This is a genomic window from Streptomyces sp. NBC_00045, from assembly GCF_045041095.1.
Classification (GTDB): Bacteria; Actinomycetota; Actinomycetes; order Streptomycetales; family Streptomycetaceae; genus Streptomyces.
The window spans coordinates 324,099-347,566 of record NZ_CP108271.1 but is presented as its reverse complement, the minus strand read 5'-3'; the positions used below and the strand labels follow the sequence as shown (position 1 = coordinate 347,566).

General features: G+C 70.0%; 20 protein-coding genes and 3 pseudogenes. 12 read left to right on the top strand and 11 right to left on the bottom strand.

Features of this window, described 5'->3' with window-relative positions:
* Positions 1-114: 114 nt before the first annotated feature.
* Positions 115-1,815, top strand: a complete 1,701-nt coding sequence (locus OHA65_RS01810) for a carboxylesterase family protein (protein ID WP_327281272.1) — start codon at positions 115-117, stop codon at positions 1,813-1,815.
* Between the two features lie 160 nt (positions 1,816-1,975).
* On the opposite strand, the gene OHA65_RS01805 is transcribed toward OHA65_RS01810, so the two are convergent.
* Entirely contained in the window at positions 1,976-2,242 is a 267-nt protein-coding gene (locus OHA65_RS01805; RefSeq protein ID WP_327281271.1) for a pentapeptide repeat-containing protein, read from the bottom strand.
* A gap of 52 nt (positions 2,243-2,294) precedes the next feature.
* Here OHA65_RS01805 and OHA65_RS01800 point away from each other — a divergent pair, with 52 nt between their 5' ends.
* A complete protein-coding gene (locus OHA65_RS01800; protein WP_327281270.1) occupies positions 2,295-2,438 on the top strand; it encodes a hypothetical protein in 144 nt (47 codons plus the stop codon).
* A gap of 205 nt (positions 2,439-2,643) precedes the next feature.
* Here the strand turns inward: OHA65_RS01800 and OHA65_RS01795 are convergent.
* Positions 2,644-2,976 (bottom strand): annotated as a pseudogene (locus tag OHA65_RS01795) (glycosyltransferase); the annotation flags it as partial.
* Between the two features lie 327 nt (positions 2,977-3,303).
* Positions 3,304-4,344, bottom strand: coding sequence for an ArsR/SmtB family transcription factor (locus OHA65_RS01790; protein ID WP_405760901.1), 1,041 nt, complete (start codon positions 4,342-4,344; stop codon positions 3,304-3,306).
* Between the two features lie 56 nt (positions 4,345-4,400).
* Between OHA65_RS01790 and OHA65_RS01785 the strand changes: the two genes are divergently transcribed.
* The 6 genes from OHA65_RS01785 (at position 4,401) to OHA65_RS01760 (ending at position 10,787) form a co-directional block, all read left to right on the top strand.
* Positions 4,401-5,777, top strand: a complete 1,377-nt coding sequence (locus OHA65_RS01785; protein WP_329312345.1) for an MFS transporter — start codon at positions 4,401-4,403, stop codon at positions 5,775-5,777.
* Between the two features lie 16 nt (positions 5,778-5,793).
* The gene (locus tag OHA65_RS01780; RefSeq protein WP_405763356.1) at positions 5,794-6,198 is read left to right on the top strand and encodes a carboxymuconolactone decarboxylase family protein; all 405 of its coding nucleotides are present in this window, start codon (positions 5,794-5,796) and stop codon (positions 6,196-6,198) included.
* A 1,855-nt stretch (positions 6,199-8,053) separates the two neighbouring features.
* Positions 8,054-8,635 carry a hypothetical protein gene (locus tag OHA65_RS01775; protein WP_405760898.1) on the top strand — a complete coding sequence of 194 codons (582 nt, stop codon included), beginning with the start codon at positions 8,054-8,056 and terminating at the stop codon, positions 8,633-8,635.
* Positions 8,635-9,621 (top strand): helix-turn-helix domain-containing protein, encoded by a 987-nt coding sequence (locus OHA65_RS01770; protein ID WP_327281266.1) that lies wholly within the window; start codon positions 8,635-8,637, stop codon positions 9,619-9,621. The genes OHA65_RS01775 and OHA65_RS01770 overlap by 1 nt, the downstream gene beginning before the upstream one ends.
* A 181-nt stretch (positions 9,622-9,802) precedes the next feature.
* Positions 9,803-9,964: a hydrophobic protein gene (locus tag OHA65_RS01765; RefSeq protein WP_327281265.1), complete on the top strand. Its 162-nt coding sequence runs from the start codon at positions 9,803-9,805 to the stop codon at positions 9,962-9,964.
* A 172-nt stretch (positions 9,965-10,136) separates the two neighbouring features.
* The gene (locus OHA65_RS01760) at positions 10,137-10,787 is read left to right on the top strand and encodes an HAD family hydrolase (protein ID WP_328761241.1); all 651 of its coding nucleotides are present in this window, start codon (positions 10,137-10,139) and stop codon (positions 10,785-10,787) included.
* A gap of 77 nt (positions 10,788-10,864) precedes the next feature.
* On the opposite strand, the pseudogene OHA65_RS01755 reads toward OHA65_RS01760, so the two are convergent.
* Together OHA65_RS01755 and OHA65_RS01750 are read right to left on the bottom strand one after the other, a co-directional pair.
* Positions 10,865-11,117 (bottom strand): annotated as a pseudogene (locus tag OHA65_RS01755) (IS481 family transposase); the annotation flags it as partial.
* Between the two features lie 260 nt (positions 11,118-11,377).
* Complete coding sequence (locus OHA65_RS01750; RefSeq protein WP_328761240.1) at positions 11,378-12,550, bottom strand: FAD-dependent monooxygenase; 1,173 nt, start codon at positions 12,548-12,550, stop codon at positions 11,378-11,380.
* Positions 12,551-12,618: 68 nt separating this feature from the next.
* Here OHA65_RS01750 and OHA65_RS01745 point away from each other — a divergent pair, with 68 nt between their 5' ends.
* A complete protein-coding gene (locus OHA65_RS01745) occupies positions 12,619-13,215 on the top strand; it encodes a TetR/AcrR family transcriptional regulator (RefSeq protein ID WP_328761239.1) in 597 nt (198 codons plus the stop codon).
* Between the two features lie 809 nt (positions 13,216-14,024).
* Here OHA65_RS01745 and OHA65_RS01740 read toward each other — a convergent pair.
* Entirely contained in the window at positions 14,025-14,762 is a 738-nt protein-coding gene (locus OHA65_RS01740) for a VOC family protein (protein WP_405760895.1), read from the bottom strand.
* A 244-nt stretch (positions 14,763-15,006) separates the two neighbouring features.
* Here OHA65_RS01740 and OHA65_RS01735 point away from each other — a divergent pair, with 244 nt between their 5' ends.
* Both OHA65_RS01735 and eno read left to right on the top strand, forming a co-directional pair.
* The gene (locus OHA65_RS01735; protein WP_405760893.1) at positions 15,007-16,302 is read left to right on the top strand and encodes a lipase; all 1,296 of its coding nucleotides are present in this window, start codon (positions 15,007-15,009) and stop codon (positions 16,300-16,302) included.
* Between the two features lie 154 nt (positions 16,303-16,456).
* Positions 16,457-16,758 (top strand): annotated as a pseudogene (gene eno / locus OHA65_RS01730) (phosphopyruvate hydratase); the annotation flags it as partial.
* 624 nt (positions 16,759-17,382) lie between these two features.
* Here the strand turns inward: eno and OHA65_RS01725 are convergent.
* From OHA65_RS01725 to OHA65_RS01705, 5 genes are all read right to left on the bottom strand, one after another.
* Complete coding sequence (locus tag OHA65_RS01725) at positions 17,383-17,721, bottom strand: MerR family transcriptional regulator (protein WP_328761236.1); 339 nt, start codon at positions 17,719-17,721, stop codon at positions 17,383-17,385.
* 572 nt (positions 17,722-18,293) lie between these two features.
* Complete coding sequence (locus OHA65_RS01720; protein ID WP_327281258.1) at positions 18,294-18,605, bottom strand: SCO5918 family protein; 312 nt, start codon at positions 18,603-18,605, stop codon at positions 18,294-18,296.
* A 57-nt stretch (positions 18,606-18,662) separates the two neighbouring features.
* Complete coding sequence (locus OHA65_RS01715) at positions 18,663-19,007, bottom strand: CBS domain-containing protein (protein ID WP_405754246.1); 345 nt, start codon at positions 19,005-19,007, stop codon at positions 18,663-18,665.
* Positions 19,008-19,053: 46 nt separating this feature from the next.
* Positions 19,054-20,571: a DEAD/DEAH box helicase gene (locus tag OHA65_RS01710; RefSeq protein ID WP_327281256.1), complete on the bottom strand. Its 1,518-nt coding sequence runs from the start codon at positions 20,569-20,571 to the stop codon at positions 19,054-19,056.
* A 302-nt stretch (positions 20,572-20,873) separates the two neighbouring features.
* Positions 20,874-21,077, bottom strand: a complete 204-nt coding sequence (locus OHA65_RS01705; RefSeq protein ID WP_285341619.1) for a cold-shock protein — start codon at positions 21,075-21,077, stop codon at positions 20,874-20,876.
* Positions 21,078-21,804: 727 nt separating this feature from the next.
* Here OHA65_RS01705 and OHA65_RS01700 point away from each other — a divergent pair.
* On the top strand, positions 21,805-23,460 hold the full coding sequence (locus tag OHA65_RS01700; protein ID WP_329312337.1) for a hypothetical protein: 1,656 nt from the start codon (positions 21,805-21,807) through the stop codon (positions 23,458-23,460).
* The last annotated feature ends 8 nt before the right edge of the window (positions 23,461-23,468 follow it).

Genomic DNA, 23,468 nt, shown 5'->3' with positions numbered 1-23,468 from the left:
AGCTCTTAGCGTACGAGCTGACCGCGCGGGTCCATGTCGGTGCTGCAGGTCATGGCTCGATGCGGCCTGACCGGCCTCGTGCGGCCCCATTCGACGAAGAAGGGTGTTGTCCGTATGTCTTCAGCCCTGACCGCATGGTCCACACGCCAAAGAAACAGGATCCGTGGGGTGCTCTTCCCCTTGTTCTGCGCGGTCGCAGTCCTTGCAGCCGCTGCCGTACCGGCGGCCGGCGCACCGTCCGACTCCGCGCATCCGCCGGGACAGGGCGGCTCCGTCGTACGTACCGACCATGGCCTGGTACGTGGCGTTTCACACGGCTCGTACAGCACCTATGACGGTATCCCCTACGCGGCGCCGCCGACGGGATCGCTGCGCTGGCGGCCACCGGGGCCCGTCGCCACGTGGCGTGGCGTCCGGGACGCGACGGTCAAGGGGGAGCGCTGTGTGCAGATGCCGGCGCCCGGCGCGGTCACCGTAGTCGGCGCGGAGGACTGTCTCTACCTCAACGTCACGACGCCGACGCCGACTCCCAAGCGGGCCGGCGGCAAGCGGCCCGTGCTGGTGTGGATGCATGGCGGAGCGTTCCTCGGCGGTTCCGGCAATGACTACAGCGCCGAAAAGCTCGCGGTCAGGGGCGACACGGTTGTCGTGACCGTCAACTACCGGCTGGGAATCTTCGGCTACTTCGCCCATGCCGGTCTGGGGTCCGCCCCACCGTTCGGTCTGGCAGACCAGCAGTCAGCCCTGCGCTGGGTGCGGGCCAACGCGGAACACTTCGGGGGTGATCCGGACAACGTCACGTTGTTCGGCGAGTCCGCGGGCGCCCTCAGCATCTGTGCGCACCTCACCTCACCGACGGCAGCCGGGCTCTTCCAGCGGGCCGTGCTCCAGAGCGGTTCCTGTTTCATGTCCTTCCCGCAAGGCGCCCTTGGACCCGCAACACCGGCATATGAGCCGTTCGCCTCACAGCGCGATGTCGAGATGACCGGTGCGCAAGCCGCTCGGCAGCTGGGTTGCACGACGGGTGGCGCCAGTGAGGTGCTGGCGTGCCTGCGCAGAGAAAGCACGGATCACCTCGCCACCGCGCAGCTGATGCAGTCCTTCAACCGGCCCGCCTTCGGTAACGCACTGCTGCCCCTGGCGCCGGAGGAGGCGCTGAGGACGGGGCGCTTCCACCACGTACCGCTCATCCAGGGCACCAACCACGATGAAATGCGGATGTTCGTCGGACTGTCGCTCGCTGCGTTCCCGATCCGCACCGAGGAGGACTACCGTGGCCGCCTGGCGGACGCCTTCGGGGCCACCGCCCCTGCCGTCGAGGCGCAGTACCCGGTGGCAGACCACCCCACGCCCGCACTGGCCTGGGCCGCGGTGCTGACCGACCGGTCCCTTGCCTGCACCACGCTAGCGGCCGACCGGGCCATCGCCGCCCACGCCCCCGGCCTCCCTCTCTACGGGTACGAGTTCAGCGATCCGGATCCTCCGACCCTCGCCGGTCTGCCGGCGAACCCGGACTTCCCGTACGGAGCGGCTCACGGCTTCGAGCTGCCGTTCCTGTTCTCCTCGGTCCAGACCGAGGAGCCGTTGACCGACGCTCAGCATGCCTTGTCCGACCAGATGGTCGACTACTGGACGAACTTCGCGCACACCGGCACCCCGAATGCCCCTGACGCCCCGCTCTGGCCTGTCCTGCGCTCCGAGTCGCCTCGGAGCCAGCAGCCGGTGCAGTCGCTGGCTCCCGGACCGGGTGCGATCCACACCGTGGACCCGGACTCTGCGCATCACTGCCAGTTCTGGGACCGCCAACCCCGTTGAGAGCGTCGCCCGAGGAGGAAGGAGGAAGGAGGAAGCCGGCCGTCCCCGCCCCCTTCCGGGGGCCGTCTCGTCGTCCCAGCTGGCGCGGGCACGGCGGGGCGGTGGCCCGGCCGTGCCCCGCCGAAGAGGGGGCGACTCGCCGCGAAGGTCCGTTGGAGGGCTAGTTGCCGATGCCCGAGCTGCCGACCCCGGAGTTGCCGATGCCCGAGCTGCCGATTCCGGAGTTGGCGATGCCGGAGTTGCCCAGGCCCAGGTTGGCGAAGCCCGAGTTCCCAACACCGGTGTTCCCGATACCGGAGTTCCCCACTCCGGAGTTCCCGATGCCCGAGTTGCCGACGCCGTCGGCACTGGCCGCCGCGGCTCCGGCCAGGCCGAGCGCCGCGGCGGCACTCAGGACGACGGTGAAACGGAGAAGACGTGTACGCATTGCATACCTCCAAGGTGAGATGTGACTGAAATACATCAATAGCACTTAGGTCATGACATACACGGCGTATAGGCCAAAGGTGGACATGCCGCCGTCGGTCGGCCTTGGATCCGATCCGCTGGCCGGGCACGCCGTCCAGGGCGTGGCCGCCACAGGCGCCCTGGTCATGGACGCCCGAGTCGCCATCGCCGACTGACTCGAAACTCCAGAATTTCTCCCCGCCGCGCAGAGGGGAGCAGTTCACTCCGTTGCTGGAGATCACCGGCGCGGGGGAGGTGTTCGGCATTGATCTGGTGCCTCCGTTCTGACACGCACGAAGCGGTCGGCGGTGACGGTGTGGTGGGTGTGGCGGAAGAAATCGGCGCGCCGGACCGGACGACGGCTACCCCGCGTCCCTGTGCTCAGTCCGCCAGCCGTCGCACGGCCCGCACGACGGCGGCTGCCCCGTCATCGGTGGCCATGTGGCCCGCGCAGGCCATGGCCGCCTTTGTGTACGACGGTTCCCTTACGGCGGCCGTGAGGGCGTCGGCGAGGCGTTCCGCCGTCAGGGAGCGGAAGGGGATCGGGGCCGGAGCCGCGCCGGTTGCGGCGAGCCGCGCGGCCCAGAAGGGCTGGTCCGCGGCCACGGGCACGGTGACCGACGGGATCCCGGCGCGCAGGGCTGCCGCCGTGGTCCCGGCGACGGCGTGGTGAACGACGGCGGCGAGCCGCGGGAACAGCAGGGCAAAGGGGAGGGTCAACTCGGCCGGGAGCGCGAGCGGTGCGCCGGTCCCGGACCGTCGCAGCGCTGGTGTTCAGTACGGCCACCAACGGGTATGGCCAGCCGTGGATGAACGGCGAGGCCGTGCGTTTTCGCGCGGCCGCAGACATGGCAGAAGAGCCGTTCCGGCGAGCACGGCGCGTCCGACCGAAACCGCGTCCCACCGCAGCCGCGTCCGACCGCAGCCGAGTCCGACCGTAACCACGGCGGGACGTCCACGGCCCGGACCAAGCGGCTGTCGGGAAGCCGCAGAGCGGCGGTCGCAGAGCCGCCGTGTCGGCCGCGGCCCGGGCCCGATCCGCTACCGCGACGTCGAGGCCTGGGACTTCGGAGCCCCCTGACCGGCCGGGCCGCCGGGCCCGGTGCCGGTGCCGGTGCCGGTGAGAGCGTCGGCCGACGGGGTGCGGCGGTAGAGGACATGGCGGCCCTGGCGGGCACGGGTGGCCAGGCCCGCGTCGTACAGGACGCGCAGGTGCTGGGAGACCGCGCTCGGCGTGACCCGCAGTCGACGGGCCAGTTCGGCGGTGGACCGGGGTTCCGCCAGGAGGGTGAGCAGCCGAGCCCGGGGTGCGCCGAGGAGCCGGACGAGGGCCGCGTCGGTGGGGTCGGGGGTCGGGCTCCACAGGGTGGCGACCCCGCGGCTCGGATAGAGCAGCCAGGGGGGTTCGTCCGGGCCGACGGGCGGCGCTGGCTTGTGACAGAAGACCGAGGGGGCGAGCAGGAGTCCCCGGCCGGAAGCCTTGGTGTGGTAGCCGCCGATCGTGCGGTGGATGCGCAGGACGCCGCGGGAGCCGTCGTCCTCCCAGCGCAGCTGGGGATGCATGTCGGCGAAGAGCATCCGGGCGCCGCCGCGGGCCAGTTGTCGGGCTCGGTAGGTCATGTCGGCCTCGGCGACCAGGCGAATCTGCGGCCAGAAGGGCCGGACCGCGAGCTCCCAGTAGGCCGCCAGGAGCGCGCAGATCCGGTCGCGCAGGGCGGCCGGCTCCTCGGTGAGCAGGGTGTGCGGGAGGGGGTTCGGGGAGTGGGCGGCGAGCAGGTCGCGGGTGACGGTCGAGGGCGGGGTCCGGCGGACGACGGCGAGTTCGTCAGCGAAGGACGGCTCGAAGACGGTGGGCCGCGGGGTGAGGAAGTCCGGGAGGGTCAGCCGGTCTGCGACCAGGGCGCGCAGCAGCTCCCGATCGAGTGCGCCGAGGCGGGGCAGGACCGAGCGGTACCAGGGCAGGTGGAGGGCCGAGATGCCCGGGTCCCGCAGGATGCGCAGGCTCAACACGGTCTCGCCGAGCGGCGAGAGGGCGAACCGGGTATCGGCGAGGTCCTCGACGCCGAGCTCGAAGCTGATCATTAAGCCGCACACTACATCGATTGGCACGGCGCTGGGCGTGTCGTGGACTGCCTGCCATGACATCCCGAAGTGAGCCGGGCCGGGGGCTGGTGCTGCTCCTGGCGGTGACCTGCGCCGTGGCCGTGGGCAACCTGTACTTTCCGCAGGCCGTCGGGCCGCTGGTCGCCGAGGGGCTCGGCACGGACGCGGCCGCGGCCGCGTCCGTGGTGACGGCCACCCAGATCGGCTACACCGCGGGGATGGTGTTGCTGGTGCCGCTCGGGGACCGGATCCGGCACCGGACCCTGCTGGTGGTGTTCCTGTCGCTGTCCGGGCTGGCGCTGCTGGCCGCGGGGTGCGCACCGGCGCTGGGGCCGTTGCTCGCCGCGAGCGGGCTGGTCGGGCTGACCACCGTGGCCGCGCAGGTCGTCGCACCGATGGCCGCCGGGATGGTGGCGCCCGAGCGGCGCGGGGCGGTCCTCGGGACGCTGCTGAGCGGGTCGACCGGGGGAATGCTGCTGTCCCGGACGCTCGGCGGGGTGCTGGGGGACCGGTTGGGGTGGCGGGCCCCGTACCTGGTGGCGGCGGCCCTGGCCCTGCTGCTTGCTGGGGTGTTGGCGTACGCGGTGCCGGTCACGCGGCCGTCGCCGCAGGCGGGGCGGGTCCCGTACCGGCTGTTCCTGCTGGAGCCGCTGCGGCTGCTGCGCACGGAACCGGAACTGCGCCGGTCGTCCTTCTGCCAAGCCATGGCCTTCGGCGCCTTCTCGGCGGCGTGGACCGGTGCGGCGCTGCTGCTGACGGGGCCGGCGTACGGATTGGGGGCGTCGGCGGTGGGGCTGCTGGCGCTGGTGGGGGCGGTCACGATGCTGTGCACCCCGTACGCGGGGCGGCTGGTCGACCGCCACGGCCCGGGCCCGGTGAACGGGGTCTGCCTGCTCGGGGTCCTCGCCGCGGCCGCGGTGCTGGCGGGGGGCGGGACGGGCGGGACCGGAGGGCTGGTCGCGCTGGGCGCGGGGACGCTGCTGCTGGACGTGGCGATGCAGTGCGGGAGCGTCGCCAACCAGGCGCGGGTTTACGCAGTGCGGCCGGACGCGCGCAGCCGGCTGGGCACCGCGTACATGACGTGCGCGTACCTGGGCGGGACGGCGGGTTCGTGGGCGGCGGTGCAGTTGTACGCCGCTTTCGGGTGGGGGTCGGTGTGCGGACTGATCGCGCTGATGGCGGGGGCGGCCCTCGTGCGGCTGCGGCGCGGGAGCGGACCGGCAGAGATCCCTTCCCGCAACGGTCACACTCGTGCGGGGGCTCCGTCAGAGAAACAGGAAGCCGATCCGGATGACGCGAAGACGACCGACGAGCGCCTCCTGAGCGCGAAGACAGCCGCCACCCCGACCGCCATCGACATCCCCGCCGGCACCGGGCCCCGCGGACTCGGATGTCCCACCCGGTCGCGCTGATCCCGAGTTCAAGGAGCTGGCCGGGCTGCTCTCCCGGGCGACCGGGAACCGGCCCGTACCGCGGACCACGATCGACCTGGTCCAGCTCCGCGCCGCGCAGATCGTCGGTAACACCGACCTGACGGTCATGCACTCCACCCTGCTGCGCAAGGCTGGTGCCTCCGAGGAGCGCATGACGGCGGCCGCCTCCCGGCGGCACAGCGCGCCTCCGAGCGGATCGCGCTGGAGCTGGTCGAGACGATGCTGCCTGCTGCCGTTCGCGGCCGGGCCGGGGCCGGGGCCGGGGAGCGGGTCAGTGACGCGAGCGTACGGGCGGGTGGCCGAGCACTACTCGGAGAAGGTGCTGGCCACCCTCACGGTCGCGGGTACTCGACGGCTCGCCGCCCCTGCCGCCTACCGATCAGCTGGAGCTCGATCTTGATCTGCTGAAACCCCGCTTGTAAGAACGTCACTTGGCGGGGGGTCGGGGCTCGGCCTGGGGCGCGGGCCACCGAGGAACACTTCCCTGTCACAGAGGCGGCCGTGCCGGTCGATCCGGTAGCCGCCGATCTGCGTCCCGATGAGGCCCGAGGGCACTCCCGCAGGCAGGCCCAGGTTCGGCGCCGTGCCCATCGGAACAGCCTATCGAGTGATCCATACGCCTGCCCGGTGCGCGTGCGCGTTCGGGTCCCGGGACGGGAGCCTAGCCTCGAAATGAGGCGACGTTCTTCCTCCGCTCCCCCTCTGGAGGCCGTCATGAAGGGTCGCCACTCCCTTTTCCTGGCCGCACCGGTCTGCGCGGCGCTGGCCCTGGGACCCGCCACCGGCGCCTTCGCAGCGTCCGCGACCGCGCCCGCCCCAGCTGCTCCCGCCGTCAGCTGCTCCCTGACGGAAGTCTCGCCGGGCTCGTTCGAGCTCGTGAGCACCGACCTCGTCGGGGTCGCCGTCGTCGACGTCAAGAGGGACGGCTTGCCCGAGAACCCGCTGCCGGTCGGGGCGGAACTCGGCCCGGCCTACGACGTGGAGGTCCTGCACCGCCTCCTCGGTTACGGCCCCGGCGACGCTGCTCAGGTCACGGGCGGCGGCATCGGCACGGCCCGCTGTCGCGCCGCGGCAACCGTGGCCCGGTCTCCCACCAGCCTGTTTCCCCGGCCGCCAAGCGCTACCACGGGCGGCAGCCTGAAAGACGAACGCGTGGGCGTCGGGGCGGAGTTCGTGCCTCGTAGCCCGCGTGCTTACATCGTTGATGCAGGTATGCAGAGGACGGCGCGAAGGGGCCGGAGCTCTGAAGGGTGGAGACCGTGTGAGGGCGGCCTCGGCAAAGCAAGATCCCCCGCGATTGCAGCGCGGGGGATCCCTTATCCGAGGGGCACGTCCAGCCTGACGAGTGCTCGGATGCCGAGCCCGGCGAGCGGGCTCCTGCGTCCATGAAACGAGCCTATGGACGCACCGTCTATGGTACGCGCTCCGCAAGACGAGTCTCGGAAAACTGAAAAACCGCCAATTCGGGCCTGACCTGCGAATTCGGCCACGCCGCCAGGAGCAATGACGAGGAGAGACCTGTTTTTTCACACCCGAACGGACTCCCGATTGTGACGTGAGTCATAGCTCAAACGGCGCATAAGCCCCAGGAGTTATCGTGCATGAGTGCCCATTGTCCCGCGCCTCACGCCTTTCCTGGAGGTGCCGCTAACGTGGGAAGTTTGATTCCGGTTAAGTAGCGGATTCGTCCCCTCCGCTTGTGTGCGCCGGTGCAGGCCACCTCGCGCCCTTTCCCTCCGCCCCGGCGTGCGCCCGCCTGCCGCCCGGTAGCGAAACGCGTCCAGGGCCGCTAGCCGTTGCCCGCTCCCGGTTCCCGCCGAGCGGTGTCCCGCACGCCTTCGCGACGGGAACAGGCCGCCATGGCTGGCGGCTTCAGGGGCTCCGCAACTACTCGATCCACCGGGATGCATAACTGCCGCGTGCATATATCTGCATCACCCCAAGAACACATGTGCGGTAGTCAGTTCACGCCGCCGTGCGCCCCCTTGTAAGCCGTTAGTCAGCTTAAGTGTGAGGGTTTTTCGCGGTCTCCCTGTCATGTTCCCTGGAGGCGTGCTAGGTGCCATGCTTTCGTTTGGGCCAGGCAAAAGGAACCGTCGCGCTTGAGGCATTGCAGGCCGAGCGACGGAACTCCCAAACCTGATGTCCAGCCAAAACAGCAGGTCCGCCTGCTCGGACCCCCGCACCGCACGGTGCGGGGGGACCGGCGCAAGACATCACCTGCCGTACAGCACGAGTGAAACGGATTCATCGTCATGCAGTTGCACGCCCCGCGCGAGGCATCGCTGTGCCTCCCTACCCGCCCGTGGCGCCTGATCTGGGGGATCACGGCTCTCGCCCTCGGTACCGCTGCCGGCCTGCTGTTCCAGCACGCCTTCGCCGAGCCCGCCCAGGCGGTCGGCATTGCCGTCACCACCACCGAGATCGCCCTCCACCTCGGCGAGCTGGCGATGGAGGTCACCCCCCTTGTCCGCGCCACCCCCCACACCGCCCGTGTCCTGACCCACCGCATCACACCTGCCCTGCTCGCCGTCACCCTCGGCGCCGCTGCCGGCGCTTCGTTCCACCTCCTGTTCGGCCACCTGTCCGAGGCAGTGGCCGTCGGCGTCACCTCGATGGCGATCACCCTCCACCTCGCCGTCACCCTCGTCCATGCCTTGTCCGCACCGATGCGCCGCGCCAAGGCCGAGGTGAGCACTTACGCATTCCGCCTGCACCGCTCAGCCCGGCATGCCACCCTCCGCGCGGCACAAGCCCTCCGCGACCTTCGCGAGCGACACTTCGGTGGCTTCGGTGGCTTCGGCGGCACATCCGCACTCAAGGCCGGGGCGCGGTGATGGCTACCCGCCCACCCGGCCGGCCGACCCGCAGCCAGCTACCGAAACGAATCGCCCCGAGCCTGGCCCAGCTCGTGGGCGAAATGGCCGCCGCCCGCGACGGCCTGACACTCGCCGAGGTCTCCAAGCGCTCCCACTACTCGGTCAGCGCACTGTCCGGCGTCACTTCCGGCGTCAACATCCCCACCGCCGACCTCATCGCCGCATACGCCCAGGCCACCGGCCGTAGCGACGACACCGACCGCTGGCTGGCCCTGCGCCAGGCCGCCATCAACGAGAAGAAGGCCGGAAAGACCACCATCGACGATGACGGCAACAGCCCAGCGGGAACCGCATCACTGACACGCCCCGCGCCCAACAGCCCCGCCACCCCTGACAGCGGGCGCACCCTAGCCCTGCTGCCGTCGATCGCCCGGATCCGCACCGCACGCCGCGAAGCCGACACGACCGCGCACACGGCCGCCCCCAGTGCAGGCAACACCCACATGGCCAGCCTCGTCCTGGAAGCGGTGGAGGCGGCCGAGCGCACCAGCGCACCCATCCACGTCGACCCCGTCACGGGCGCTCTCTCGCTGTGCACCATGCCCCGCGACCTCATGGAGCTCCTGCGCACCCTCCGCAGTACCGCCGGCGCCACCTTCGACCGGATGGAACGCGACGTCCAGGGCTACGGCGTGTCCCTCTCCCGCACGACCCTGTCCCGGCTCATGAGCAGCGACCAGCTCCCCCCGCCCAACGTTCTCGCGGCCGTCCTGGACGCCCTTTCCGTTCCCCAGGACAAGATCGACGTCTGGCTCTACCACCGCGCCCGCCTGGAGATCGCCGACGTCCGACACGCAGGCCGGCACACCCCGCCCAGCAAGACCAGCAGACGACCGCGCATGACGGCGCTCCAGCCCATCCCCTACGGCTACGCCCGCGTCGTCCCCCTGATGATCGCCGCAGTCAGTCTCCTCGTCGCAGTCCTCCCCCTCCTCCTGCGATAAACCACCCGCTGCGCACACCTGTGGGACCCGAGGCCACCGGTCTCGGGTCCCACAGGCTTGAGGACCCTCGTGGCACTCGGCGCCCAAATCTGCTGCCCACCATGCCGGATAAGAAACGCGTAAAGATCGAACGCATGGCCGGGAGGCGGCCGGGCAGAAGCCGCTTTGGAGGTTGACAACTATGGTTCCCCTGCTTCTTGTTCTTCTACTCGCCCTGGTCCTTTTCGGTGCCGGTTTCGCGGTGAAGGTCCTTTGGTGGGTTGCCATCGCGGTTCTGGTCCTGTGGCTGATCGGCTTCGTTGCCCGCCCGAAGGGCAGCAGTGGCCGCTGGTACCGCTGGTAGCCGTACACGCAGCGCGGGCCTGTACCGGGTGACAGCGGACGCCGGGGGTATCCGGGGCAACAGCCGGGGCGGTCGCCGTGACGCAGCAGGGAACCTGCTCACCTCCAACGATCGACGGTCGTCCCGGCCGGGGGCACAGCCACATGACCGAGCAAGCCCGTATGCTGCGGGAATGATCAAGCCGATCGAGCTCGTCATATTCGACTGCGACGGTGTACTGGTCGACAGCGAACGCATCGCCGTGCGCATCCAGATCGCGCTGGGGGCAGAACTCGGCTGGCCGCTGTCCCAGGCGGATGTCATCGACCGGTTCATCGGGCGCTCCAGGGAATCCATCTGTGAACAGATCGCCCAGCGACTGGGCGATGAGACGGCCGCCTTCTGGTGGAAGCAGCTGATTCAGCGCCACCGGGAGGAGGTTGACGCCGGGCTCCAGGCCGTGGACGGGCTGCCCGAGGCGCTGGCCGAGATCACCTTGCCGGTCTGCGTCGCCTCCAGCGGCTCCCACGAGAAGATGCGTCACACTCTGGGTGTCACCGAACTCTACGAGCGGTTCGCCGGCCACATTTTCAGTTCTACCGAGGTCTCCCGGGGCAAGCCGGCACCTGACCTCTTCCTGCACGCGGCACGGCAGATGGGCGTCGACCCCGCGGCCTGCGCCGTGGTCGAGGACAGCCGCCCCGGTGTCCAGGCCGCCCGAGCCGCCGGGATGCGCGCCTTCGGCTACGCAGGCGGGCTTACCCAGGCCGAACGACTCGAAGGCCCGGGCACCATCGTCTTCCACGACATGCGCAAACTCCCCCACCTGATCGGCGATCAGTAGATCCACCGTCCCCTGCCCCTTCTAGCTGAGCATCCACCAGAACAGGTCACCACCGAGCTCGATGGTCAGGCCGAGTCTTTGACGCCGATGTGGACCGGTGCGCCCGGGCGGGCGCGTTCGTACCGGCGGATGGGCTCGCCAGTGGCCCGGTCGAGTACGGCCAGCGGCGGTAGCCGGTGGCGGGCCAGGACGCGGTGGGCGGTCGAGGCTGGGATCGCGGTGTGGGCGGCCAGTGGCAGCGGCCTGCCGCACCGGCCAGCCGTCGTCCACGACGCAGCGCGCCAGGCGAAGCCGACCGGTCTCGGTCAGCGGGGCGCTGCGGTGGACCATGAGGGCCTCCTCGGCTAGGTGGAGATGTCGCAGTCCACACCGGGCGCGGGACGCGTCCCGGTCGTGCGGCGGTACCGTCCTGATCGTGAATCTGAACCTGCACGGCGACGCGATACCCGAGGGACTGTCCCGGCGAGCACGGTCCTTCGTTTCGATCCACGGTGTCAGGGCCGACGTCGGGCCCCTTGCGCCGTACCGCGAGCCGTGGCTCGCTCTGGGTGTTCCCGGGGAGGTCATCGGCCGAGACCGTGGGGGTTCCTTCAGGCGGCGCGGTGGTAGAGGGGCAGGGGCTCGGCGGCGCGGGCCTGCAGGCGGCGCTCGATCGCTCCCGCGGCCTTCATGAGTGGCAGCCGGACCAGCGCATCGCGCACGCAGCGGCCGCCCTCGGTCTTGGGCACCATGAGGCGCACGTTCGGGCCGATCTGCTGTTTGCGGTCGACCAGAGGCCGGTGGACGGCGTCGTAGCGGGCGAAGGCGCCCCGGTGGTTGCCGCCTGCCGCAGCCAGCTCTCCCGCCAGCCGGTACGCCCCGACCATGGCCAGTTCGGCGCCGGCGCCCGAGGCCGGGGAAGCGCACCATGCCGCGTCACCGACCAGCGCCATGCGGCCGTTGGACCAGGAGCCCATCTGTACCTGGCCGAGGGCGTCGAAATAGAAGTCGGGGTCCGCCAGGGCCGCTTCCAACAGGCCCCGGGCGGGCTGCCACGGCTGGTCGGCGAATGCTTCGGTGACCAGCCTCTTGTGCTCGGCGACGTCGCGGTGGTCGTAGTTCAGCCGCTCGGAGCGGAAGATGAAGTACGCCTTGGCCTGGGTGTGGTTGCCCGACCGGTAGATCCCGATCATCTTGCCCGGAGTGTTGAACATCGTCACCCAGCGGTCCTCGCCCAGCCTGCCGTCGGCGTTGGCGAAGGCGAAGTAGTGGTCCTTGTGCTGGACGAACCGGTCCTCGGGGCCGAAGGCGAGCCGCCGCAGGTGGGAGTGCATTCCGTCGGCGCCGACCACCAGGTCGAAGCGGCGGGCGGGAGCGTGCTCGAAGGTGACCGTCACGCCGTGGTCGTCCTGCTTGAGGGCCCGGATCGAGTCACCGAACAGGATCTCCGCTTCCCCGGCTGTCTCCTGAAGCAGTGCGACCAGGTCGCCCCGCATGATCTCGACCGAAGCGTCGTCGCGGGTGTCGATCCGGGCGACGGCGCGGTTGGCGGCGTCGACGAACTTCATGCCGTGCACGTCGGTGGCCAGTTCGCGGATGCGGTCCATGAGGCCCATCCGCTCGGCCACGGTGACCGCGTCGGCGCGCACGTCCACCCCGTTGCCGCCGGCGCGCAGTTCGGGGGCGCGCTCGACGATGGTGGGCCGCAGGCCGTGCCGGGCCAGCCAATGGGCCAAGGTGAGTCCGGCGATGCTGGCTCCGGAGATCAGGATCCGCTCGTTCATGGATGCGCCTCCCGCTAGACTTAAGTGAAACGCACGTTCCAGATGATTATGTGGAAGGGGCATTTCAGTTGTCAACGCCTTCGGAGCAGCCGGGCCCCACGCCCACCCAGAAACGCCGCGCCGATGCCGTGCGCAACCGGGACCTCGTCCTGGACGCCGCCACGGCACTACTGGCCGAACCCGGTGTGTCCCTCACCGTCGAGGTCATCGCGAAGCGCGCCGGACTGGGTGCCGCCACCGTCGTGCGCGCGTTCGGCGGCAAGGACGCCCTGCTGGACGCCGCTGTCGCCCGGCTGCTCGAACCCGTCGTCCAACGCGCCCGCGATCTTCTCGCCGCGACCACGCCCTATCAGGCCTTGCGCACCTTCCTGCGCGAGCTGATTGCCTTCCAGAGCGCACACCACGCCATCAACGACCAGCTCACCGGCCTGGACCTGCCCGCCACCACCGCACTGCGCGCCGGCCTGGTCGGCGCCGTCGAGGAAATGATCGACGGCGCACGCCGTGACGGGCAGGTCCGCGCCGACCTCGACCCCACAGTGATCACCGCCCTCATCGCCGCCACGGCCTTGGCCGTCGCCCGCGCCGAGCCGTCCTCGCCTGACCTCGTCCACGCTTACCTCACCGTCCTACTGGACGGTCTCACCCCACCTCCCTCCACCTGACACACCAAGGCAGGCGGCCCAGCTGGCGCCCCAAACCGACCGGCCCACGAGAGCGCCTCGACGGCGTTGTCGGCGCCGCCGTGACCCGACCAGATTCCGCGGGGCGTAGTCGATGGGGTGAGGCGGTCGAACAACTGTCCGGCGCTACCGCGGCAGTGACCATCGTCCTGGCAGGGCCCGCCATTTGAGCCGTGCCGGAGCAAACCGCAGTCCCGTGGGTGGGCGCCCTCTGGCGGACGTTGACGTCGCGCAGGCCACCGTAGAGGGCGGTGGCGCTCTGGCGGATGACGGCTTCGTACGGGCCGGGTGCCCGGTCGGGAGTGATCGCCGACGTGGAAGCTGGAGCTGGTCAGCACGGCGAGCCTAGGAGTGGCGAGACGCACGCCGGGCTGGCCCCCGCCGGACATCACACGGCGCGGGGGCCAACGCCCCACCCTGGCTGGTCCGGTCGGAGCTTGAGCCGCTGGCGTTCGAGCAAACGAGCGGCTCCAGCCGGGAAGAGGAGCAACGGACCCCAGCGTTCTTGTCGCGGCGGCCGTGTCCGGGATTGGTACACGCCCGCGGAGCGGGCCTCGCACTCGACCGGACGTCGGATACCGGCCTGCCCTGTCCGGGGTCGCACGGGTTGCCGCCGCGCGTCGGGCCCTGCGGCAACCCGGTGATTGCCGGGCCTGACCTGACCAGGCGTCACAGGGGCGCCCGCCCGATGGACAGCCCGTTCCGGGGGCGATCCCCGCCTTCGGCGACATGCGCTGACGCCACGTGGTCCGCGCCGCTGACCCGAAACCGGCCGGGGCCGTTGCTCAGGGTCAGCGAGGGGTGAGGAGGCAGAACTCGTTGCCCTCCGGGTCGGCCAGAACCGTCCAGGAGATGGCGGACTGGTCGATACCGGGGTCGGTGGCTCCCAAGGCGCGCAGTCGAGCTGCCTCTGCTGCCAGGTCGTCATCGGGGTAGGGGCAGACGTCGAGGTGGACGCGGTTCCACACGCTCTTGCCGTCGGGGGTGCGGACGAATTCCAGGTAGGGGCCGACGCCTTTGGCGGAGCGCATGGTCGCGTGGTCGTCGGTGACCTCGTGCAGGGTCCAGTCCATCGCGCCGCCCCAGAACCGGGCCATCTCTCGTGGGTCGGTGCAGTCGACCACCACCGCGGCGATCGGCCCGGTGTCCCGGTAGATCGGGCGGGGCTCCAGGACGCAGAACTCGTTGCCCTCCGGGTCGGCCATGACCGTCCAGGGGACGTTGCCCTGACCCACGTCGGTGAGCGTCGCACCGAGGTCCTTCAGGCGCGTGACCAACTCCGCCTGATGGGCGGTCGAAGTGGTGGCCAGATCAAGGTGCACCCGGTTCTTGACCGTTTTTGGTTCCGGGCGGGCGACGATGTCGATGCAGACGGCCACCGGGTCGGGGTAGTCGAACCCCACCGGTTCGAGGTTGGTCACGCCGGGGCCCTCGCTGTCGACACCCCAGCCGAGTGCCTCCGCCCAGAACCGGCCGAGTACGGAGTCGTCCTGGGCCTTCATGTTGATCTGCACAAGTCGCGTTGCCATGCCGCAGATCCTAGGGCTCGATGTTTGCTGGTCAGACCGCTTCGGCCCCGAACGGCATGGCCGACCCGGGCAGCGGCACTTCCGGACCCGATGTGGCGGTGGCCGTCTTCGGGCGATGAACGCGGAACGGGGGCAACCACCAGAAAGCTTCAGGGGGTCTGCCCCAGTGTGCCGAAGATCGCAACGCATGAGGCTGAACTGACAGGCTCAACCGGCATTCGCCGAGACACATTTGGGGGAACTCATGGCCGTCTTCGTCTCCTCATCCTCGCGCGGCAGGCCCCTGTACCGCGGCGGTCTCAAAGTGGCAGCCATCTGCTGCGGCCTGCTGCTGTTCGCGCCCGCCGTCGCCACCGCCGCCGCCACTTCGCCCGCCGGCGGAGTCCAGGCGCAGCAAGATGAACGCGGCCGGGGCACGCTGGTCTCCGCCGAGAAGCTGTACACGCTCGCGACCCCGCAGGCCGTGTCCGTCGAGCTCGGCGCAGCCGGGTTCGAAGTCGACACCGTCCGGCACGGCGTGGTCGCGTACCGACTGGTCTACCGGACCGTCGATGCGTACGGACGGCCCACCACGGCGAGTGGGCTGTTCGTAGTGCCGCTCAACAGCAGCGGACGATTGCGGGCGGTCTCCTTTACGCACGGAACGGGCAGCCACAAGGATGATTCCCCGTCCATGCAGCGCGGCAAGTTCGTGTCCGCTCCGGTGATCGCGCACGCGGCGGCCGGCGCCGCCGGGGTCGCGCCCGACTATCTGGGGATGGGGAAGGGGCCCGGCTTACACCCCTGGATGGACATCGGCTCCGAGACCACGGCATCCCTGGACATGCTGCGGGCGGCCCGCGCCTTCGCGCCCCGCACGGGACACTTGCTGGAGCGCGAGGTCATGGTCACCGGCTTCTCGCAGGGCGCCTCGGCCGCACTGGGTCTCGGCCGCGCTCTGGAGGCGGGTGAGGACCGGTGGTTCAGGCTGGGGGCGCTGGCACCGGTCAGCGGCGCGTACGACTTCGGCGGCGCGGAGCTTCCCGCGCTGCTCGACGGCAGGCTGGAAGCCAAGTCCAGCGTGCTGTACGCGGCGTACACCCTGGTGGCCTTCCACCGGCTCCACCACATCTACGACAGCCCTGGCGAGGTCTTCCGAGCCCCTTATGACAGCACCGTCGAGGCGCTCTTCGACGGCACCCACACGGGTGAGCAGCTGATGCGGGGGACCCCGGGCACTCTGGAGGAGCTGCTGACCGAGCAGGGCCGCGAGATGCTCGCGCACCCGACGGGGCCGCTGGCAGCGGCGCTGCGCACGACCGACGCCGTATGCACCGACTGGGCTCCCCGTGCTCCGGTCCGGCTCTACATGGCGACCGGGGACGAACAGGCCGTCACCGCCAACACCGAACACTGCCGGGCGGCTCTGCTCAGGAACGGCGTGCACGCTTCGATCGTCGATCTCGCCGAAGTCGACCATCACGGATCCCGTCACCTCGGGTCCAATGTCGCCGCCACCTCGGCGATCGTCCGGTGGTTCGGTGAGTTGCGCAAGCAGTGAGGCGAACGACTCGGCTTCGCGAACTCTGCTTCTCGGGGTCATGGTTCCTGACCGACCGACCTGTGGTGTCGGGTTCCCCCCCACACACCGCGTCGAGGCGTTGCCGGCTGATGTGTGCGGTGGAGGACCGAATCCCAGCCCCCGGAGTGCTCGGCCGGGGGCCGAGGACGAACTCGACGGATGGCGCGAGCCAACGGCGCGGGTCGGGGGCGGGGGCCAGCTGACTGGAGACGACGCGTTGCACCGACGAGGCACTCGTACGGAAGCGCATGCGTACGGGGGTGGGGAACGCCGTCCTGATCAAGGGCAACCAGATCGGGACGCTCACCGAGGCGCGCGGAACGGTTGGCGCTGCGCGGCGGGCCGGATGGGCGGCGCATGGCCCACCGTTCCGGTGAGACGCAGGACACGACCGTTGCGGATCTGGCCGTCGCCACGGGGTGTGGGCAGATTCGAGAATCCGTGGAATGCGTTGCACCGCCACTGGTGCGCCTCGTCGTCCCGATTCGGCCGCCCGTCGGTGGCCGCACGGAACCGATCACCGAGCTCGTCGAGCTCTGGTTGCCGGATCACTCGCACCCGGGTGGGCGGCAGCCGCAAGATCCTGGCCAGTGCGCCTCGCCACCGCCACCGCCAGCGCGAGACCGAGAACGCCCAGCACCGGCAAGGACGCCGCGTGTAAGGCCTCCCTTTCGTGGCCGGTGAACCGCGCGTACGACCCACCCGCGACACACGCACCGTCGACCGCACGGTGACCTCCTGGTCCGCGATAGCGCAGCCGACTTGCGTCGACTGGCCGGTCGGATCACCGCCCTCACCGGCCTGCCGGCCGGCGCCCAGGGCGCGGTCGACGAACTGAACCCGGTGCTCGCCGACAACGACGCGGCCCATCCTGTCCGCCCCCTGGCCGAGCTCAGCACGTGCCCCGTGCCCTCCAAATCGCCGGCTGACCTTGACCCGTGGGCTTCCACGCGCCGCGCTGGGTTCGGCCGGACGCCGTCGAGTTGCTTCGCGCGGACGCTTCCGCCACCCGCGGCGATTCAACGTCGTGAGCCCGCCGACACCGACGGGATGCTCGTTTCAGGGCGAGGGTGGCGGAGTGGGTGATTCGGCGGCGCGGCGGTATTCGGCGTTGATGCGCTGGGCTTCCTCAAGCTGGTCTTCGAGGATGATGATGCGGCAGGCGGCCTCGATGGGGGTGCCCTGATCGACGAGTTCGCGGGCGCGGGCGGCGATGCGCAGCTGGTAGCGGGAGTAACGGCGGTGGCCGCCCTCGGAGCGGAGCGGGGTGATCAGACGAGCTTCGCCGATGGCGCGCAGAAACCCCTGGCTGGTGCCGAGCATTTCGGCGGCCCGGCCCATGGTGTAGGCGGGATAGTCGTCGTCGTCGAGACGGCCGAACGAGTCGTCTGCTGTCATTGAACCTCTCTCATGGAACGCGTGGAGGGGCCTTGGTGCCGTACGGCACCAAGGCCCCCGAAGGAACTACTACACCATCCGCCGACCCTGGTACTGCGCCGGCCTTCTGTTTCCGCTGCCCCGACCAAGATGTTGTCGGAGTGCGGGGGTCGCGATGGGGTCGTCTCCGAGCCCGCGGCGAAAGCACCGCGTCAGAGGGACCTGCACCCTGCAGGTGACGGCCCACGTGGAGGGCTTGAGGTGGCCGTCCACGACTCGCGCCCACGCGCGCTGCGTGTACGCACCCTTGAGATGGAGGGCGGCCGGTTCGTTCGGCCGGCCCATGGTCAACCACCTCGCCCGAGCGACCGCGGTCACAACGGGGGCCTCCGGCGGGAAGCCGGTGAGTGCCTTGCGCGCCCGGTAGCGCGACCACCGGAGCCCGCGGGACGGCCGGCCACCGACGCACCTGCCCTGGTCTCACCCCCGGGACGCGGGGACGCGGGGACGCGAAAGGGCCCGACCGGCGCCTGCCGGTCGGGCCCTTCTCGCTGTTCGGGTGCCACTCGCGCCAACTGGCGCCGAGCCGTCGGTCAGATGGCCACCGAAGTACCGAGCATCGCGGAGGCGTGCTGGAGCGGGTCGAGGACGCGCGTGGGCGCGGCGGCTCCGGGAAGGCCACGGCAAGTGAAGCCGAGGCGGGTCATGGCCCGCAGGACTTCGCCGGCACTGAAGTCCCGGCGGTCCTGGCGAGTGACGATCTGACCCACCTGCTTGACGGGGTAGGCACGGCGCCCGATGATCACGGATTCGCCGACGACCTGCTCGGGCTTGACGCCCTTCATCGATTCCAGGACACCGCTCTTGGTCAGGTCGAACGGGAAACGAGCGATGACACAGCGCATGATGCCTCACAGCAAGGAGTAAAGGAGTAGGGGAGGGTAGTGCCACGGTGAGGCGGATCAGCGTGCATGGGCGAGGACACCCGGAGCGCTTCCCGGCTCATGGACGACGGGCAGGGTGAACGGCCCATGATCGCCGAGAACAGCGCGAAGACGGATCCGGTCCGTGTACGCCGCGCTGTCGCGGATGGCGATGAGCCGACCCTCGGTGATCAGCCCGGTGCACGAGCCGTCTTCGTCACTGACGAGCAGATGACCTGCGCGGGCGCTGGCCATGACGGCCAGGGCCACTTCGACCGTCATGTCGTCACAGACCTGTGGGACGGCCGCGTCCAGCGCGTCGTCCGCCGTCCGGTGCGCAGGGTTGGCGTCTGCCGAGTGGGACTGCATGTGGACCAGCGTCACAACGTGCCTCCTGCGGAGATGGATCAGGGTCCGGACCACGCAGCTCTCAGGCCGCCGCATCGAAGGAGGACCGGGGCCGCACGCTCAGGCGCCGGCCGGCCGGAACAGACCTGCGCCGACCGCGGGAAGCGGCTTCGCGCTTGGACCGCTCCGAGACCGGAGCGGTGATGGTCACTGGGACGCCTGAGGGGGTCCGGGCACCGGTGATCCGGCTGAGGGCTTCCTCGCCGGAGCGGACCTGGGTGGTCTGGGGGGTGATGCCGGCGGCGGCCATGAGGTGGATCATGCCGCGGCGCTGGTTGGAGGTCACCAGGGTGACGACACGGCCGGACTCGCCGGCCCGCGCGGTGCGGCCGCCACGGTGGAGGTAGTCCTTGTGGTCGGCCGGAGGGTCGACGTTCACGACGAGGTCGAGGTCGTCGACGTGGATGCCCCGTGCCGCCACGTTCGTCGCCACGAGGACGGCGACGTGCCCGGCCTTGAAGTGGGCGAGGGTGCGGGTGCGCTGCGGCTGTGACTTCCCGCCGTGCAGGGCGGCGGCCCGGACGCCACTTGCGAGGAGGTCCTGTGTGAGGCGGTCCACGGCATGCTTGGTGTCCAGGAACATGATCACCCGGCCTTCGCGTGCCGCGATCTCCGTCGTCAGCCGGTGCTTGTCCGCGCCGTGCACGTGCAGGACGTGGTGTTCCATGGTGGTGACCGCCCCCTGGGCGGGGTCCACGGAGTGAACGACGGGGTCGGCGAGGTAGCGGCGGACCAGGAGGTCGACGTTGCGGTCCAGGGTCGCGGAGAAGAGCAGGCACTGGCCCCCAGTACGGACCTGGTCCAGGAGCGTGGTGACCTGCGGCATGAAGCCCATGTCGGCCATCTGGTCGGCCTCGTCCAGGACGGTGATCGCGACCTGGTCCAGCCGGCAGTCACCGCGGTCGATGAGGTCCTTGAGCCGTCCGGGGGTGGCCACGACGACTTCAGCACCACCCCGCAGGGCGCTCGCCTGCCTGCCGATCGGCATCCCGCCGACGACGGCTGCCAGGCGCAGCTTCACGGCGCGCGCGTAGGGGGTGAGGGCGTCGGTTACCTGCTGGGCGAGTTCCCGGGTGGGGACCAGGACCAGGGCCAGCGGTTGGCGGGGCTCGGCGCGCTGTCCGGCGGTGCGGGCCAGCAGGGCCAAGCCGAATGCGAGGGTTTTGCCGGAGCCGGTCCGGCCGCGGCCCAGGACGTCGCGGCCAGCCAGGGAGTTCGGCAGCGTCGCACCCTGGATGGGGAACGGCACGGATACGCCCTGCGCGGTGAGCTCGGCCAGAAGCTCGGCGGGCATGCCCAGGTCGGCGAACGCCTCGACAGCAGGCAGCGCCGCAGTGATCGTCTTCGGCAGGGCGAAGTCGCCCTGCACCGCGGTCGGCAGCCGGCGGTAGCCGCCCGAGCGGTTCGGTGCACCCGAGCGGCTCGGAGTGGATGACGGACCGAAGCCATTGCCCCGAGCGGAACCAGTGCTGGAGCCGGTAGCGGGGCCACCGATGCGGCGGGTGCGGGAGGAGCGGCTGTTCGTACGGGCGGGGTTCATGCAGAACCTTCCTCGATACGGCACGTATCGAGGAATTCCGCAGGCGAAGAGCAGCGCGAGGAATCACTGGAACGGACCGAATGAAATGCGAACGCGAGCGTGGACGACGGGGAATCCGTGGCGACGCGGGCGAGAATGGTGGATGATGCCTGGAATGATTCCGGGGCATCGATGGGTCCGGTTCCGAGGAGGCTGCGTCCCTCAAAGTCGTGCTTCCTGAGGTGAGACTCTGCGGAAATGCGTGCAGCTGGGGCCCGCACCCCCGAGGGATGCGGGCCCCAGCTACTATGTGCGCGTCAGCGTCAGGCGGGAACGATGTTCTCGGCCGTCGGGCCCTTCTGGCCCTGCGCGATGTCGAAGGTGACCTTCTGGCCCTCCTGCAGTTCGCGGAAGCCCTGGGCAGCGATGTTCGAGAAGTGGGCGAACACGTCAGCGCCGCCACCGTCCTGCTCGATGAAGCCGAAGCCCTTTTCCGCGTTGAACCACTTCACGGTGCCAGCAGCCATGTTGTATCTCCTTTGGGCAGTACACCGGTATCCGCATTTTACGGATACCGCGTCGCCGCGATGATGCCCTGCCCGGAAAAATGACCGGAAATACGAAGCGCTTCCATGCGGCGGGAGGCCTACTGGAGACGCTTGAAGTTTTTTTGGGTACCAAAACTGCAACCGACTTCGACAGTAGCACGCCGTCGCGGATCGTGTACGTCGAATATTTAGCCCTGCGTGTTACCGGCAAAAACCCTCCCTGCCGGGGCTGTTAAATTCTCAGGCCGCGAACACAGGTATTTGTGCAACGCAAGTGCAGGGGTTTCGAAAGAGGGCCTGCGTGCATCCGCGCGCCGTGAAGTTGTCCCGGGACGACCGCGGGCCATCCGGTCTGACCAGGGGCCGGGGCGCGTGCTGTGTCAGCGGTCGTAGGTCTGGTGGCACAGCGCGTTGACGGCGGGGCTGGTCACACCGTGGGCAGCGCGGTGAAGCTGGCTCATGTCCGCGGCCCCAGCCCCGGGCCTGGGGGCCGGTCGCGCTGGGCGGTGTGTTCCGGGTGCGCGGGTGCGCGGGTGCTCGGCCGGGCGGTGCTGCGCGTACGGGCAGGTCAGCAGGCCGTCGCGATGGACCGTCGGCACCCGCCAGGCCCTCGGCCCCGCCCTGAGCGCCGTGCGGGACGGCGGCACCATCAACCGCCCGGGCGTCTCCCCGTACGAGCAGGGGCCGATCGGCCCGTCCGGATTCCATGCGCAACATCACCCTGACCGGCGGCGCCGGCGGAGGTGACGTCACCGCCGCCGCCGAGGTACGCCACCCACAGGCATGCCAGAGGACGGTTTCGCCGAGCAGGATGACGAAGAACAGCCGGAGGCGTTCGACCATGTGGGCGGCGTCGAACCAGAGCTCCCGGCTGCTGAGGGCGCGGCCCGGAGCTGAACGAGGCGCCCGTCATCCACAGCGGGGCGGAGAACGCGACGCCGAAGGTGTAGGGGGTTCCCTCATGCTTCGGCCGGCCCGACACGGAACGCTGATCCGGGCAACACGCCGCCGTGGCGGCGAACCGAACAGAAGGACACCCATGAGACGTCTCTCCGTAATCCGCAACGCAAGGCACGCAGTGCTCGTGTCGGGCATCGTCGCAGCGCTGCTACCGGTCGGCGTCGCACACGCCTCGGATGCCGAGCCGGGGCCGGCAGGCACGGCACCGATCAGCAACTCCGCCAGCGGGCCGTCGATCTCCGCCGACGGCCGCTACGTGGCTTTCGCTTCGCCGGCACGGGACTTGGTCGCCGGGGACACCAACCGAGCGGACGACGTGTTCGTGCGCGACCGGCAGACCGGTGTCATCACCAGGGTCAGCGTCGACTCCGCAGGCATCCAGGCCAACAACGTGAGCCGGAATCCGTCGATCTCCGCGGACGGCCGCTACGTCGCCTTCGAGTCCTTCGCGACGAACCTGGTGGACGGTGACACGAACCGCTACCGCGACATTTTCGTGCACGACCTGCAGACCGGTGAGACGACCAGGGTCAGCGTCGGAAGGCACGGCGAGCAGAGCGACAGTGAGAGTTCCCATCCGTCGATCTCCGCCGACGGCCGGTTCGTCGCGTTCGACTCCTTCGCATCGAACCTCGTGTTCGGCGACACCAACGACATCCACGACGTGTTCGTGCGCGACCGGCAGACCGGTGAGACCACCAGGGCCAGTGTCGATTCGAACGGTCGACAGGGCGACGACATCAGCCAACTCCCGTCGATTTCGGCAGACGGGCGCTACGTCGCCTTCTCTTCCGGGGCGAAGACGCTGTCCCTGTTCCCCGACACCAACCATGCGGACGACGTGTTCGTGCACGATCAGCTGACCGGGTCCACTGACCGGATCAGCGTCGGTCCCGACGGCGGCGAAGGCAATTCCGCCAGTCGCACGGCGACCATCTCGGCCGACGGCCGCTACGTCGCGTTCGAATCCACGGCGTCGAATCTGGTGGCGGGTGACACCGGCGGTCCGAACGACACCGACCTCTTCCTGTACGACCGGGTTACCCGGACGACGACGCAGGTGAACCTCGGCCCCGACGGCCTGAGCGACAGCAGAACCCCCGGCCAGGAGCGGACGACGCTCTCCGCCGACGGCCGCTACATCGCGTTCGTGTCCGGCGAGGACAAGCTGGTGACGGGCGACACCAACTCAAGCTGGGACGTGTTCGTGCGCGACCGGGTGACGGCCACCACGACCAGGGTCAGCGTCGCCAATGACGGCTCGCAGAGCGACGGGTACAGCTACAGCCCCTCGATTTCGGCCGACGGCCACCACGTCGCCTTCACGACCAGCGCGACGACCCTGGGCGGTGACGGCACCAGCCGGAAGTTCAACCTGTACGTGCGCGACCTCGGCAACTGAGTTGTCGG